The organism is Pseudoalteromonas sp. SG43-8 (assembly GCF_014164245.1).
In the GTDB taxonomy this organism is placed as follows: domain Bacteria; phylum Pseudomonadota; class Gammaproteobacteria; order Enterobacterales; family Alteromonadaceae; genus Pseudoalteromonas; species Pseudoalteromonas distincta.
This window is the reverse complement of the sequence record NZ_JACJEX010000001.1, coordinates 955,037-970,348: the sequence shown is the minus strand read 5'-3', so window position 1 is coordinate 970,348 and position 15,312 is coordinate 955,037. Positions and strand designations below refer to the sequence as shown.

Here is a 15,312-nt window from a genome sequence, read left to right as displayed (position 1 = left end):
GCGCTATAATTGATCACTAATTAAATGTAATTGGTATAATTAAATCTTAACAGAAGATACTTTTTTATAGCCTTCAGATTCAAGCTCATCATTTACGCATTTTAATACGTAGGCATTTAGCTCTTCATTGCTTACGTCATCATCTTTAGCCCAGTTAACACACATTTCTGTGTATTCTTTTATCATTTCGGCTGAAGCTGTTGGCGCATCGTCTGCAACCGCGTAAGTCGCAGATACTGCAAATAGTGGTGCTACGATTAATGCTAGCAATGCTTTTTTCATTCGTTTATTCCTAAAAAAATGGTGTGATGACTGATTTATCCAGTTTAAAGTTAGGTATAAATCAGTAGTGCCCAATCCAGAACAACTCTGTTGGTATACTGATTTTTAATCGAAATTGAAATAAAAGATAACGAAATTTTTTTATCGTGAGGATGAGTAATTTACTTGTCAGTTTTTTAACTTTAGTAAGTAGAGCATTATTAGCTGGAGTAATATATTTAGTAGCTACGAAAACCTGATTCTACGCTTTATATTAATAACATTTAGATTGTTTTAGGGAAAATTGATTTCTTAGGTTCAAAAATGAAATGCATAAGCGTCATTGTTTATTTCTACTATGAGGATATTTTAAGTTTGTAATATCAGCCGTATTATTTGCTTTAACTGAATGTCTAAATGGTGAAACTAAAAGTCACTAGAATGCGTTAAATACAAAAAAGCCCAAGTGAATAGCTTGGGCTTTTTCGTGTGTAACGCACTTAGGTAAACATTAAGCGCAACTTTTGACTCATTAACACTGAGCGTAAAAACATGCGTAAGGCTCAAGCGTTGTGGTGCCTTGGTCTAACTTTGAGCTGTGGTGGCTAAGCTCGGTGTATTCTTTAACGATTGATGTTGGCATATCAATACTTGTTTGCTTAGCGCTGAGATTGAACATACAAAGCATTCTTTGCTTTCCAAGCGTTCTATAAAAAGCAAGCACAGGCTCTGGCGTTTCAATAAATTCAATATCACCCTCAAGTAAAACTGTTTGACCTTTTCGCCATGCCATAAACTCACGGTAGGCATTTAAAATTGAGTTGTTATCATCTGTTTGTATAGCTACTGATTGCTGCTTATGTGCATTATCAACGGGTAGCCAAGGTTTTACTTCACTAAAACCTGCATGAGATGAATCAGCTAGATCCCAAGGCATTGGTGTTCTACAGCCATCACGCCCTTTAAAATTAGGCCAAAATGTAATGCCGTATGGGTCTTGTAAATCTTCAAATGCCACACTTGCTTCACCTAGACCTAGCTCTTCACCTTGATACATACACACGCTGCCACGAAGAGAAGCTAATAGGGCGGTTAGCATTTTACATTGTTGAGGGTTTACTTCGCCATTTTCGCTCCAGCGGCTCGCTACGCGCTCTACATCATGATTACTAAATGCCCAGCATGGCCAGCCTTCAGTCATACGTTGTTCTAGAGTTTCAACCGTAGTTCTAATATATTCACTTGAGTAATCATTTGTTAATAGTTCAAAGCTATAACCCATGTGCAGTTTGTCGCCACCTTGGGTGTACTGCGCCATTGTAGCTAATGAATCTTCTGATGAGATTTCGCCAAGCGATACAGTACCTGGGTATTTATTAAGTAATGTGCGAATATCTTGCATAAACTCAATATTTTCAGGCTGAGTATTATTGTAGTAATGGTACTGAAATGCATACGGATTATCTTCACTAAAACCACGCCCCTGGCGCTTATCTTTTGGTTTAGCCGGATTATCACGTAATTGCGCGTCGTGATAGCAAAAATTAATTGCATCAAGCCTAAAACCGTCAACGCCTTTTTTAAGCCAAAACTCAACATTATCAAGCACAGCTTTTCGAACATCTGGGTTATGAAAGTTAAGATCCGGTTGTTCGGTTAAAAAATTATGTAGGTAGTATTGCCCGCGACGAGGCTCCCACTGCCAAGCACCACCACCAAAAATAGATAGCCAGTTGTTTGGGGCTGTCCCATCATCTTTTGCGTCAGCCCAAACATACCAGTCGGCTTTACTGTTATTTTGATTTTCACGGCTATCAGTAAACCATTGGTGTTGATCTGATGTATGGCTTAACACCTGATCAATAATTATTTTAATATTACGAGTGTGGGCTTCGCTTATTAGCTCATCAAAATCATTTAGGTCACCAAAAAGCGGGTCAATGTCACGATAGTCGCTAATATCATAGCCAAAGTCTTTCATTGGCGATTTGAAAAAAGGTGAAATCCAAATAGCATCAACGCCTAAGCTTTTAATGTAATCAATACGATTAATAATCCCTCTTAAATCACCAATGCCATCGTTGTTGCTATCTTGAAAGCTACGCGGATAAACTTGATAAATAACCGCACCTTTATACCACTGCTTTTGGGTCATGCTTTTCTCCGTCATTCCACACAGTATTTAGACTATTTTTATTTGTGATTACAATTAATCACGTTATTTGCAAAAAGCATACGTGAAGCCTTGTACACTGTAAAAAGTCTGCATACGTATGCACTAAAATTAACGCAATTAAATTATTAAAAATAAGTACTTATAGCTAGCTTAAAGGTGTTTTATTTATGTGTTGGGTGTTTACCAATTATGGTACTGACTTACTTTCTGGCTTTTATTAAACATAACGGTTTGTCATACAAGAGAAAATATATTTTATGTTTTTAATTTAATGGTCTGACCAATTAAACATTTGAATTGTGTCTAATATTTCTTATTTAGAATAGCGATACTAATTAGTTTCACTTTGTTTACATTGCGTCCTGTTAACTTTTAGTTTTTGATACAGTAGATTTTACATGTAAAGTTAGCCACGTCATTTTCAATGGTTTTATTTTAAATAAAATCAATTACTTAACATTTATTTGGCAAGGTTTGTATTAATGTGAAGTCGTGCTATAACTGTTGAATACGTATGCATAAAGTTGTTAATAAAATAAAGCTGGCGTTAATATCCATCCTGACAACAAAATTAGCTCGCCTGTTTGACTATCACTCAAATAAAGAAGCGAGTATCACAATATGGGTAACGGGAAAAACATCATGTCTATGTTCAAACCAAGTATATTAACGTTGGCAATGGCTACTGCAGGATTAGCAAGCTTTGCCTCTGTAGCAGCACAAGAAGATACAGTCAAAAATGATGACGTTGAGGTTATCGAAGTAAAAGGCTTTCGTGGCAGTGTTGTAGAATCAATCAACACAAAGCGTTTTTCTACTCAAGTCGTTGAGTCAATTTCAGCAGAAGATATAGGTAAGCTACCTGATTCATCTATTGCTGAGTCTATTGCACGCTTACCAGGTTTAACGGCGCAACGCCTAGATGGTCGTGCAAGTAGAGTATCTATTCGTGGCTTTGGCGAAAACGAAAGCGGTACTACATTTAATGGCCGCGAGCAAGTATCTATTAGTGATAACCGCGGCGTAGAATTTGACCTTTACCCATCAGAAATTATGAGCGGTGTAACTGTTTATAAAACACCAAGTGCAAATTTAGATGCAGAGGGTATTGCGGGCATAATTAACATGCAAACAGTTCGCCCACTAAGTAAAGGTGAACGTGTTGTTCAAGTAAATGGACAGTATGAGCAAACAAGCTTTGATAAATTAAACCCTGACGGCAACGACGACGGTTACCGTGGCACTTTCTCATACATCGACCAGTTTGCTGATGACACCATTGGTATTGCATTTGCACTAAACACTATGAGCTCGCCAAACCAAGAAAAACGTTGGAATTCATGGGGCTACCCTGAATTCACTGCTGAAGATGGTAACTCGTATTCAATTTTAGGCGGTGCTAAACCATATGTTCGTTCATCAACACTTGAACGTGATTCAGCAATGCTTGTTCTAGAAGCAGCGCCTACAGATAAACTAAATATGACGTTTGATGCGTTGTATGTAGACTTTACAGATGAGCAAATTTTACGCGGCATTGAAGTTCCTTTTGCTTGGGGTCAAGGTAGTATTGATGCAAGTAGTGCTACTGTAGATGCAGAAAGTGGATTTATAACAAGTGCTGTAACGCAAGGCCAACGTGTTGTTGTGCGTAACGATTACCAAGAGCGTGATGCTGAACTAACTGCATTTGGCTTTAACACTAAATACGATATTGATGATTCATGGTCAGTAGAATTTGACGCAAGCTACTCGCAAGTTGACCGTAAAATTTGGAGTATAGAAAGCTACTCAGGTACAGGGCGTGGTGATTCTCGCGGTGTTGCAGATAACTTAGGTTATGCTTTTAATGGTGGCAATACTGGCGCTACTTTTTCACATGACTTAGATTACAGCGATTATGATCTAATTCAATTAGGTGGGCCGCTTTCGTGGGGTGCAAGTTCTGCACTAAATGATGCATATGGATTAACTGGCACAGAGTATGAAAACCAAGCTCAAGACGGTTTTATTAATGCTCCAACTATTGAAGATGAATTAGTTACATTAAAACTTGCAGCGTCTAAAGTACTAGAAAACGAATACATTAGTTCAATTGAATTTGGCTTAGGTTATAAAGAGCGTGAAAAGTCTAAATCTTCGCAAGGTTACTTCTTGACTTTAACTGATTTTTCTCTTGAAAACCCAGGAATGCTTAGTGTACCTGAGCAATACCGTTTAGGCAGTGTTGGCCTTGACTTCATTGGTCTAGGCGACATGATAGCCTACGATGTAAATGGTTTAGTTAATGATGGTTACTATGAAACCCTTGACGAAAGTTTAACTAGCTCAACTCATGCAACTAAGTCGTGGACAGTAAAAGAAGAAATCACCTCAGCATTTGCACAAGCTAATATTAATGCAGAAGTAAGTGATCTTCCATTAACTGGTAATGTTGGGGTGCGCTATGTTCATACAGATCAATCCTCTCAAGGTAATGCTTTTGGTGTAGATGGGAATACTGGTCTAGTCATTACTTCACCTACAGATATTGGTCACGATTATTCTCACGTTTTACCAAGCTTAAATTTATCACTTGCGATTGATGAGCAGCAAACAATACGTTTTGGCGCAGCTAAAACAATCTCACGTGCGCGTATAGATGAAATGAATGCCTCTGTTAATGCATCATATAATGATACACCGGATGAAAACGGTAACTTTTGGTCTGTATCGGGTGGTAACCCTAATCTAGAACCTAAAGAAGCAACAGGCTACGATTTATCTTATGAAAACTACTTTAGTGATGAAGGTTACTTCTCTGCTGCATTTTTCTATAAAGACTTAACCCAGTGGATTTTTGACGGTACTTACGCGATTGATATGTCGGGTGTTGCGGACCCATCAACAGGTGAAGTACCAGCTACGTCAGAAGGTACTGGCAGTGGCAAAGTAAATGGCGGCGGCGGTGACCTATACGGTTACGAGCTATCTCTAGCGTTACCATTTAAAATTTTCCACCCGTCTCTTGAAGGCTTTGGCTTAATTGCTAGTCATACAGGTATTGAATCTGATATTGAAGATGGAAATGGCAATGAGTACGAACTACCGGGTCTATCAGATAAAATTCAAAGCTTAACGGTTTACTACGAGATGAATGGCATGCAATTACGAACCAGCATGCGTAAGCGTAGTGATTTCAAAGGTGATGTTTACGGATTAGGCTTTAATACAGAGCAAGTGAATATTATCGGCGAAACAATTTGGGATATTCAGGCAGGTTATGACTTCTCTGAAGCAGGGGTTGAGAGCCTTGAAGGTTTATCAATTCAGTTCCAAGTTCAAAACTTAACAGAAGAGCCGTTCACATCGCTTTCTGGCGATAACGCGCTACAAGTTCGCGACTACCAAGATTACGGTCGCACTTACTTGTTAGGCTTTAGCTACCAGCTATAATAAAGGTTGTGTGTAGGAGCCCTTGTAATTTGTTTTACAAGGGCTTTTTTATAGCTACCTTATCAAACTTAACAAGCTTTAAACTGTAAACGTGGACAATAATATGAAACCAATAAAACACGTCGTAATCGCAGGCGGGGGCACAGCAGGGTGGATAACAGCCGCTTTGCTTAATAAAGTGTTAGGTAAAGTAATCAAAATAACCCTTATTGAGTCAAGTACTATTGGCACTATAGGCGTGGGTGAAGCAACAATTCCGCCTATTATTCAGCTTAATAACGCACTGGGTATAAACGAGCAAGAGTTTATAAACGCTACAAATGCATCTATAAAATTAGGAATTGAGTTCGAAAATTGGAAAACCACCTCTCATAGCTACATGCATGCTTTTGGCTCATTTGGAAAAGACTTCCCCTTTTGCGATTTTTACAATTTTTGGGTAAAAGGAAAAATTACAGGCTCTGAAGATAGCCTATGGGATTTTTCATTAAATTACCAAGCAGCTAAACAGCATAAATTTGCACCATTAAATACTATACCTAACACGCAATTACCTGGCGTAAGTTATGCGTATCACTTTGATGCAACACGCTATGCAGAGTACTTAAAAAAGCTTGCTACTTCGCGTGGCGTTTTACACATAGACGCTAAAATAGAGCAGGTTAATCAATGTCCGCACTCAGGTAATATTACAAGCCTCACACTTGATGATGATACCCAAATTAACGGCGATTTATTTATAGACTGTACCGGTCAGCGCGCTTTATTAATAGAGCAAACCCTTAACACAGGTTTTGTAGATTGGTCTCATTATTTACCATGTGATAGCGCTGTGGCGGTGCAGTCTCAAGGGACAAGTGAGCTAAAACCTTATACGCGTTCAATTGCACACAGCGCAGGCTGGCAGTGGCAAATACCGCTGCAAAGCCGAATAGGTAATGGCTTGGTGTACTGTAGCCGTTATTTACCTGACGATGCAGCAACGCAGTTATTATTAAATAATTTACCCGCTGAGCCCATTACAGCGCCACGTGTTATAAAATTTAAAACAGGACGGCGCTTAAAGCAGTGGCATAAAAACGTGGTGTCGGTTGGTCTTGCTAGTGGCTTTTTAGAGCCGTTAGAGTCAACTAGTATCCACTTAATACAAAGTGCAGTAACCCGTTTAATAAAGCTGTTTCCACATCATGGCATAAGCGAAACTTTAGTTACTGAATTTAATAAGCAAAGCGTGATAGAAATAGAGCACATACGCGATTTTATTATTTTGCATTACAAACTGACGGAGCGAGAAGATTCTGCTTTTTGGCGACAATGCAAGCAAATGGACATTCCTGACTCACTGGCCCACAAGCTCAAATTATTTAAGGAAACTGGCAAAGTAGTGCGCGAAAACGATGAACTATTTGCCGAAGTTGCTTGGCAACAGGTATTTATTGGCCAAGGCCTCATCCCCGATGATTACAACAGTATTGTTGACTCATTAAGCAGTGAACAACTAAACGACTTATTTTCTACATTAAAAACGCTTATTACCTCAACAGTAGACCAATTACCCACTCATAAAGATTTTTTAGCAAAAATTAAAAAGGCCTGATGATGCGATTTTTAAACACACTTTTACTTGTAAGTGCCTGTACTTTACCAACCATTAGCTACGCACTTAACGTTGAGCCTGCTAATTGGTGGGTTGGCATGAACAAAAATACCATAACCATCATGGTACATGAGCAAAATATTGCAAACGAGCAAATTAAATTAGCTAAATACAATGGTGTTAAGTTAAATAAAGTAACCCGTACAGATAACCCAAATTATGTATTTTTAAATATTACCATTACCGACGCCGCTAAAGCAGGAACGCTTGAATTTAACAGCAGCGAAACAAGCAATAACTTTGAGTTTCCTCTTCTTGAGCGAGATAAAAACAGCGCAAAGCGCCAAGGGTTTACATCATCCGATACTCTTTATTTAATTAACCCAGATCGCTTTGCTAATGGTGATAAACAAAACGATACTGTTCCAAGCATGTTAGAAGCGGCAAACCCAAGTATAAAGGGCGGGCGCCACGGTGGTGATATTCAAGGTGTTATAAACGCATTACCGTATTTAAACAATTTAGGCGTTACACAGCTTTGGCTTACCCCAGTGCTTGAAAACAATATGCCAGATTATTCTTATCATGGTTATGCAATTACAGATTTTTATAATGTTGACCCACGTATGGGCTCAAACCAGTTATATAAAACGCTCTCGGTAAAAGCAAAAGAGCAGGGCATAGGCCTGGTAATGGATATGGTTCTTAACCATTTTGGCTCTGAGCATACTTGGGTTAAAGATAAGCCAACTAAAGATTGGATTAACTTTAATGGCGAGTTTAAAAAAGGTAAAAACGCCACAAGCCATGCGCGCCAAACCATACAAGACCCACACGCCAGTGAATACGACAAGCGCCAGTTTAACGATGGTTGGTTTGTAGAAACCATGCCTGATTTAAATCAGCGCCAACCACTGTTAAGCGAGTATTTAATTCAAAATGCGATTTGGTGGATAGAATACGCTGATTTAAGCGGAATTCGAGTTGATACCTACTCATATTCAGATAAAGCATTTTTGTGTGATTGGACAAAAGCCATAATGCAAGAGTACCCAAATTTTAATATTGTTGGAGAAGAGTGGACGTCTAACCCAGCTATTGCCTCTTACTGGCAACGTGGCAAACATAACCAAGATGGCTATACATCAAGCTTACCAAGCGTGATGGACTTTTCGTTGCAAGAGTCGGTAATTCAAGCACTAAATGAAGATGAAAGCTGGAATACCGGTTGGGTTAAAGTATATGAATCGTTAGCTAATGACTTTTTATACCCAGATACAGATAACATTATGGTATTTGCCGATAACCACGATATGAGCCGTGTTTATACTGAACTTGGCCAAGACGTAGCTAAAACAAAAATGGCGATGACGTTATTTTTAACCACACGTGGTATAGCGCAAATGTATTACGGTACGGAAGTGCTATTAGATAACACCCCAAGTAAAGATCATGGCGATATTAGAATAGACTTCCCGGGTGGATTTAAAGGCCAAACTCGGAACGCCTTTACGGGCGAGGGGCTAACAAAACAGCAAAAAGAGATGCACAAAACAATTAGTACCTTGCTTAATTTTAGAAAAAGCAGCCCAGCACTTGATAAAGGAAAACTTGTGCACTTTACGCCTCAACAAGGCGTGTATAGTTACGCGCGTATTAGCGACGAGCAAACTGTGTTGGTATTTATGAATAAAAACACAAAAGAGCTAACTAAGAATATTGAGTATATGCAGGAAGTAATACCAAAAAATACCAAAGCACTTAACTTATTCACCCACAAAACACAGGTGTTGGGTAATACAGTTGCTTTACCGGCAATGAGTGCAACGGTATTAATTATAAATACCTCTCAATAGTTTACCTGAATACGTATGCAGCAACTGTATGGTTGCTGCAGTAATCTTTAGTATAAAGTTAATAACAATACTGACAAAAAAGACACACAATGAAAAAATCAGTTTATGTACCCGCAGTACTTTGTAGTGCACTTATTGCTATAGGGTGTTCAGAAAATAACAAACCTGAACAACAGCAAACACCCGCACACACACAAAATGAGCTTACCAAGCCGGTTGTATATCAAGTATTTACCCGTTTGTTTGGTAATACCGAAACTGCCAATGTGCCATGGGGCACTAAAGAGCAAAATGGTGTAGGTAAATTTGCCGACTTTAACGATGCAGCCCTAAAAGGCATTAAAGAGCTAGGTACCACGCACGTTTGGTATACCGGTGTGTTACACCATGCGTTAGTAGGCGATTATACCGACTACGGCATTTCGCAAGATGACCCCGATGTAGTAAAGGGCCGTGCAGGTTCACCGTACGCAATTAAGGATTACTACGATGTTAACCCCGACTTAGCCGTTAATGTGACGAACCGCATGGGAGAGTTTAGCCAGCTTATTGAACGTACACATAACCACGGTATGAAAGTGGTTATTGATATAGTGCCTAACCATGTTGCCCGCAATTATCAATCACTTGGAAAGCCTAAAGGCGTTAAAGACTTTGGCGAACAAGACGACACTAGTAAAACGTACGATAAAAATAACAACTTTTATTATGTGCCTGGGCAGTCATTTCAAGTGCCTACTTCTACAACCTATAACGTATTAGGTGGAAAAGCTCACCCACTTGCTGATGGCTTTTTTGATGAAACACCTGCTAAATGGACAGGTAACGGTGCCCGTGCACCAAAACCCGACATTAACGATTGGTACGAAACTGTAAAAGTGAATTACGGTGTAAAGCCTGATGGTAGCTACGATTTTGCTCAGCTGCCAAACGACTATAAAGACAAGGATTACCGTGCTCACTACGAGTTTTGGCAAGATAAAGAGCTCCCTAATAGCTGGTACAAATTTAGAGACATAGCGCTATTTTGGTTAGATAAAGGCGTTGATGGCTTTAGATACGACATGGCCGAAATGGTGCCTGTAGAATTTTGGAGTTTTTTAAATTCGTCGATAAAAATGCAAAAAAGCGACGCCTTTTTGTTAGCCGAAGTGTATAACCCGCTAATGTACCGTGCGTATATTCAGCAAGGTAAAATGGACTACCTTTACGACAAAGTAGGCTTTTATGACACACTAAAAGCCATTATGCAGGGTAAGCAAGCTGCTAATACTATTTTTGCAGCCCAAAGCCAAGTTACTGATATTGAAGCGCACATGCTGCACTTTTTAGAAAACCACGACGAGCAACGTATCGCAAGCCCTGACTTTGCAGGTAACGCTGCGTGGGGTAAACCGGCTATGGTGGTTTCTAACTTAATGAGCCGCGCACCCACGTTATTATATTTTGGTCAAGATGTGGGAGAAGATGGCTCAGAAAACGCAGGATTTGGCACAGCTACACGCACCAGTATTTTTGATTACATTGGCGTGCCAGCGCACCAAGCGTGGATGAATAATGGCAAGTTTGACGGTGCTAATTTAACACAAGAGCAAGTAGCACTTCGTGACTACTACAAAGCGGTTATGTCACTTAATAGTTTACCTGCTGTAGTAGGCGGTGAAATGACTGAGCTTAGCGTTACAGGAAGTGAGCGAGTTGTAGGTTTTACGCGCAAACTTGGCCAACAAGCGCTGTACGTATTAAGTAACTTTAGTGAACAACCTCAAACAATTACGGTTAATTTATCAAAAGTGCAATTAGCGGTACTTAGCGAACACACTCAATTGCATGACTTACTTGAGCAGCACAGCACCGAGATCACATCAGGGTCTCAAGGCGCAAGCTTCACACTCACACTTGATGCATTTAGCAGCGCAGTTTTAACTAATAAGGCTAATCATGAATAATCAAAATAATAATTATGACAGCAACAAACCAAACCTGAGTTTTTGGCAAATATGGAATATGTGCTTTGGTTTTTTAGGTATTCAATTTGGCTTTGCACTACAAAACGGCAATGTGAGCCGTATTTTTCAAACTCTAGGCGCACAAGTTGATGATATTCCCATTCTATGGGTTGCAGCCCCTCTTACTGGCTTAATCGTACAGCCTATTATTGGTTACTGGAGCGATAAAACGTGGGGGCGCTTTGGTCGCCGCCGTCCGTTCTTTTTTATAGGCGCAGTGTTAACAACGCTTTCATTATTTATTATGCCGCATTCTCCTACGCTTTGGATTGCCGCTGGTATGTTATGGATAATGGATGCGTCAATCAATGTAACCATGGAACCGTTTAGAGCACTTGTTGGCGATAACTTGCCAGAAAAACAACGCGCTACAGGTTACGGGTTACAAAGCTTTTTTATTGGTATTGGTGCGGTACTAGCCTCAGCATTACCATGGATGATGACCAACTGGTTTGATGTAAGTAATACTGCAGGGCCTGGGCAAATTCCAGAGTCTGTTAAATACTCATTTTATTGGGGCGGGGTGGTGCTACTTGTTGCTGTGCTTTGGACCGTTGCACGTACAAAAGAGTACAGCCCAGAGCAATTAGCGGCTTTTGAAAAGCAAAGCGCTCAACCAACTACCAGCAAGCTGGTTGATATTAATTTTAATAAAGGCGCCATTATTTTTGTAGTGTTGGGTTTAGCAACCCTTGCATTAGTAATGGGCTTATCGCTTGAAAAAGAATTATACCTATTAGCTGGTGGTTTATTAGCGTTTGGTATTGTGCAGTGGATTGCAGCAGCGCTTAAAAGTGCTAACAAAACTCAAGGTGGTTTTTACCAAGTAGTACAAGATGTATTTACAATGCCAGAAGCCATGAAGCAGCTTGCATGGGTGCAGTTTTTTAGCTGGTTTACTTTATTTGCCATGTGGATTTATACCACCGCAGCAGTAACAAGCTTTCATTATGGTAGTAGCGATGCAACCTCTAAAGCATTTAACGATGGTGCAGACTGGGTGGGTATTTTATTTGCCGCCTACAATGGCTTTGCAGCTATTGCCGCTATGTGTATTCCGTTTTTAGTTAAAAAAATGGGCTTAAAAGGCGCGCATTGTTTTAATTTATTGCTGGGCGCATTAGGCCTTGGCAGCTTTATGTTTATTCAAGACCCTAAGATGTTACTTATACCTATGATTGGAGTGGGGTTTGCGTGGGCGTCTATTTTATCGCTGCCTTACGCCATGCTAAGTAACGCACTGCCAAGTAATAAAATGGGCGTTTACATGGGTATTTTTAATTTTTTTATAGTTATACCTCAGTTACTTGCCGCCAGCATTTTAGGGCTCATTTTACGCCACGTATTTTCTAATCAGCCTATTTTCGCATTGTTAATTGGTGCAGCCTCGTTCGTTGTCGCTGCCGTTGCGGTAATGCGCGTTAAAAATTCAAATTAAGGACACACAATGAAAAAATATAACCTTATAACCGCCTCACTTTTAACGTTAGGTTTAACCGCTTGCGGCGCTCAAAACACAAGCACAACTAACGAAAGTACCACAGCAGAGGTTACATCAGCACCAGGCGCCCCAGGCACAGAGCCTTTTTGGGCTTATGCGGGTAAAACAGGTATTGGCACGTCATACGAGCAATACCAAAACGGCCAATACAGTGATTCAGCTGCAACGGGCGATGTATCTAAGGTGTGGTTTTCAATTGCTAAAGGTATGATCACCGAAACCATGTTTGGGCTTATTCACCAAGCTCAAATAAAAGACATGCAATTTATAGTAACAGGTAAAGACTTTACCGTTAGTGAAGCTGATGATTTAGATGTCACCATTGATTACTTACATAAAGATGCACAAGGTCGCCCGTTATCGCTTGCCTACAAAGTAACTAGCACTGATAAACAAGGGCGCTTTAGCCTAGAAAAACACATTTTTACTGACCCAGATGGGCAAACATTATTTGTACGCAGTGTATTTAACACTGAGCTTGAAGGGCTAAAAGCATATGTGTCTGTTAATCCGTATATTAATAATAACGGGCTAGGTGACTTTGCTAAAACAACAGAGCAAGGCCTTGTCGCATGGGAAGACGATAACTATTTATCACTTCAATCAGCGACCTCATTTAAAGATAAAACAGTGGGCTTTACCGGTGAAAGCGATGGTATTAACGCACTTAAAACTACTCAATCTTTAAACAGCCAATACACAAATACCGGCGAAACTTCAGGTAACGTAAGCATGCTTGCAGAGCTTGGTGAAATAAGTGCTAACACCACTTTCGATTTAGCACTTAGTTTTGGTAAAACGCAGGAGCAAAGTATAAAGCAAGGTGAAAAAAGCTTAGCAAAAGGGTACCAAGCGGTGCTTGATCACTATAACGGTAAAGGTGAAGCGCTAGGCTGGCAAGATTACCTACAAAGCCTTAAACCACTTAATACCATGGTTGAGCAAACCGCCGATAACGGAAAGCTTTTATACACAAGCGCCATGGTTTTAAAAGCACAAGAAGATAAAACACACGCAGGGGCATTAATTGCTTCTCTATCTAACCCATGGGGCGAAACGGTTTCGGCTAAAGAAGGCTCTACTGGCTATAAAGCGGTATGGGTGCGCGATTTTTACCAAGTAGCCATGGCATTTATGGCGCTCGGTGATACAGCCACAGCAAAAACAGCGTTTGAATACCTTGAAAAAGTGCAAGTAAACAGCAAAACACCAGGTAATAAAGGCGATACAGGCTGGTTTTTACAAAAAACACACGTCGATGGTGAGCTTGAATGGGTCGGCGTACAGCTTGACCAAACAGCTATGCCTATCATGCTTGCCTGGAAGTTACATAAAGCCAATGTACTTAGTGATGAAGAGCTAAAAAGCTGGTACGGGAAAATGTTAAAACCCGCTGCTGATTTTTTGGTTGATGGCGGCCTTGCTAAAATTTTATGGAACGACACGCAAATTACACCACCGGCAACCCAACAAGAGCGTTGGGAAGAGCAAAGCGGTTATTCGCCTTCGACTACTGCAGCAATAGTAGCTGGCCTTATTACAGCCAGTGATATTGCAACACTAAGTGGCGATGATACAAACGCAAAGCGCTACTTAGATACAGCTAAAAAATACAGCAGCGATATTGAATCGCAAATGTTTACCACTAAAGGTAACTTAAAAGGCGAGAATAGCGATGGCGAATACTTTATTCGTATAGGCCAAGATACCGATGCAAACTCAAACACTAAAATTAACGCTAATAATGGCCGCGAAGGGTTTAATAAAAAGCAAATTTTAGATGGCGGTTTTTTAGAGCTAGTACGCTATGGCGTACGCGGTGCTAACGACGAAAGCATTATTAAAACACTACCTGAGTACGATGACGAAACACTAGAAGATAACCTACAAGTTAAATACAGCTTTAGCTTTGACGACGGCAGCGGCGCATTTGCAGGCTACCGCCGCTATGGTAATGATGGCTACGGCGAAGATGAAGTAACGGGCACAAACTATGCCGAGGGTGGCAGTAATACACCAGGCCAACGTGGTCGTGTATGGCCGTTTTTCACAGGTGAACGTGGCCACTATGAAATAGCAGCAGCTAACGCAAACAACGCCTTTGATGATGCTAAACAAGCGCAAATTAAAAATAGTTATGTTAAAGGTTTGGAGCAATTTGCCAATAAAGGGCTAATGCTACCAGAGCAAGTATGGGATGGTGTAGGTGTAAATAAAGCTGGTTATGCGTTAGGCGAGGGCACAAACTCAGCAACGCCACTTGCATGGACACATGCAGAATACATTAAGCTTGTACGCTCACTCAGTGATAAACAAGTATGGGATTATTATCCAGTGGTTGGCGAGTCACTTAAAGACTAATATAAAGCAAGCTGCAGTTATTAAAAAGGCTTCTAAATAAATTTAGAAGCCTTTTTTACTATTCAGTTATTCTGTATTTAAACTAACATGAATCAGCAATAATACTTAATTATTTG

General features: G+C 40.1%; 8 protein-coding genes. 6 read left to right on the top strand and 2 right to left on the bottom strand.

The features are described from left to right. Nucleotides 1-39: 39 nt before the first annotated feature. Both H5122_RS04345 and H5122_RS04340 read right to left on the bottom strand, forming a co-directional pair. Nucleotides 40-282 (bottom strand): hypothetical protein, encoded by a 243-nt coding sequence (locus H5122_RS04345; RefSeq protein ID WP_002959734.1) that lies wholly within the window; start codon nt 280-282, stop codon nt 40-42. Nucleotides 283-793: 511 nt separating this feature from the next. Beyond that, nucleotides 794-2,416: an alpha-glucosidase family protein gene (locus H5122_RS04340; RefSeq protein WP_182681381.1), complete on the bottom strand. Its 1,623-nt coding sequence runs from the start codon at nt 2,414-2,416 to the stop codon at nt 794-796. 663 nt (nt 2,417-3,079) lie between these two features. Here H5122_RS04340 and H5122_RS04335 point away from each other — a divergent pair. From H5122_RS04335 to H5122_RS04310, 6 genes are all read left to right on the top strand, one after another. Continuing rightward, nucleotides 3,080-5,872 (top strand): TonB-dependent receptor, encoded by a 2,793-nt coding sequence (locus tag H5122_RS04335; RefSeq protein WP_182681380.1) that lies wholly within the window; start codon nt 3,080-3,082, stop codon nt 5,870-5,872. A 103-nt stretch (nt 5,873-5,975) separates the two neighbouring features. Beyond that, nucleotides 5,976-7,469 carry a tryptophan halogenase family protein gene (locus H5122_RS04330; RefSeq protein WP_182681379.1) on the top strand — a complete coding sequence of 498 codons (1,494 nt, stop codon included), beginning with the start codon at nt 5,976-5,978 and terminating at the stop codon, nt 7,467-7,469. Then, nucleotides 7,469-9,325, top strand: a complete 1,857-nt coding sequence (locus tag H5122_RS04325; protein WP_182681378.1) for a glycoside hydrolase family 13 protein — start codon at nt 7,469-7,471, stop codon at nt 9,323-9,325. Before H5122_RS04330 ends, H5122_RS04325 begins: the two co-directional genes overlap by 1 nt. An 89-nt stretch (nt 9,326-9,414) precedes the next feature. Further along, on the top strand, nt 9,415-11,274 hold the full coding sequence (locus tag H5122_RS04320) for an alpha-amylase family protein (RefSeq protein ID WP_182681377.1): 1,860 nt from the start codon (nt 9,415-9,417) through the stop codon (nt 11,272-11,274). Continuing rightward, complete coding sequence (locus H5122_RS04315) at nt 11,267-12,772, top strand: MFS transporter (RefSeq protein WP_182681376.1); 1,506 nt, start codon at nt 11,267-11,269, stop codon at nt 12,770-12,772. The genes H5122_RS04320 and H5122_RS04315 overlap by 8 nt, the downstream gene beginning before the upstream one ends. Before the next feature lie 9 nt (nt 12,773-12,781). After that, the gene (locus tag H5122_RS04310; protein ID WP_182681375.1) at nt 12,782-15,196 is read left to right on the top strand and encodes a glycoside hydrolase family 15 protein; all 2,415 of its coding nucleotides are present in this window, start codon (nt 12,782-12,784) and stop codon (nt 15,194-15,196) included. The last annotated feature ends 116 nt before the right edge of the window (nt 15,197-15,312 follow it).

What these genes read in the sequence shown, in the direction of transcription:
- H5122_RS04335 (WP_182681380.1), top strand. Translation starts at nt 3,080, where the DNA reads ATGTCTATGTTCAAACCAAGTATATTAACGTTGGCAATGGCTACTGCA.
- H5122_RS04325 (WP_182681378.1), top strand. Translation starts at nt 7,469, where the DNA reads ATGATGCGATTTTTAAACACACTTTTACTTGTAAGTGCCTGTACTTTA.
- H5122_RS04340 (WP_182681381.1), bottom strand. Translation starts at nt 2,416, where the DNA reads ATGACCCAAAAGCAGTGGTATAAAGGTGCGGTTATTTATCAAGTTTAT.
- H5122_RS04330 (WP_182681379.1), top strand. Translation starts at nt 5,976, where the DNA reads ATGAAACCAATAAAACACGTCGTAATCGCAGGCGGGGGCACAGCAGGG.
- H5122_RS04345 (WP_002959734.1), bottom strand. Translation starts at nt 282, where the DNA reads ATGAAAAAAGCATTGCTAGCATTAATCGTAGCACCACTATTTGCAGTA.
- H5122_RS04320 (WP_182681377.1), top strand. Translation starts at nt 9,415, where the DNA reads ATGAAAAAATCAGTTTATGTACCCGCAGTACTTTGTAGTGCACTTATT.
- H5122_RS04315 (WP_182681376.1), top strand. Translation starts at nt 11,267, where the DNA reads ATGAATAATCAAAATAATAATTATGACAGCAACAAACCAAACCTGAGT.
- H5122_RS04310 (WP_182681375.1), top strand. Translation starts at nt 12,782, where the DNA reads ATGAAAAAATATAACCTTATAACCGCCTCACTTTTAACGTTAGGTTTA.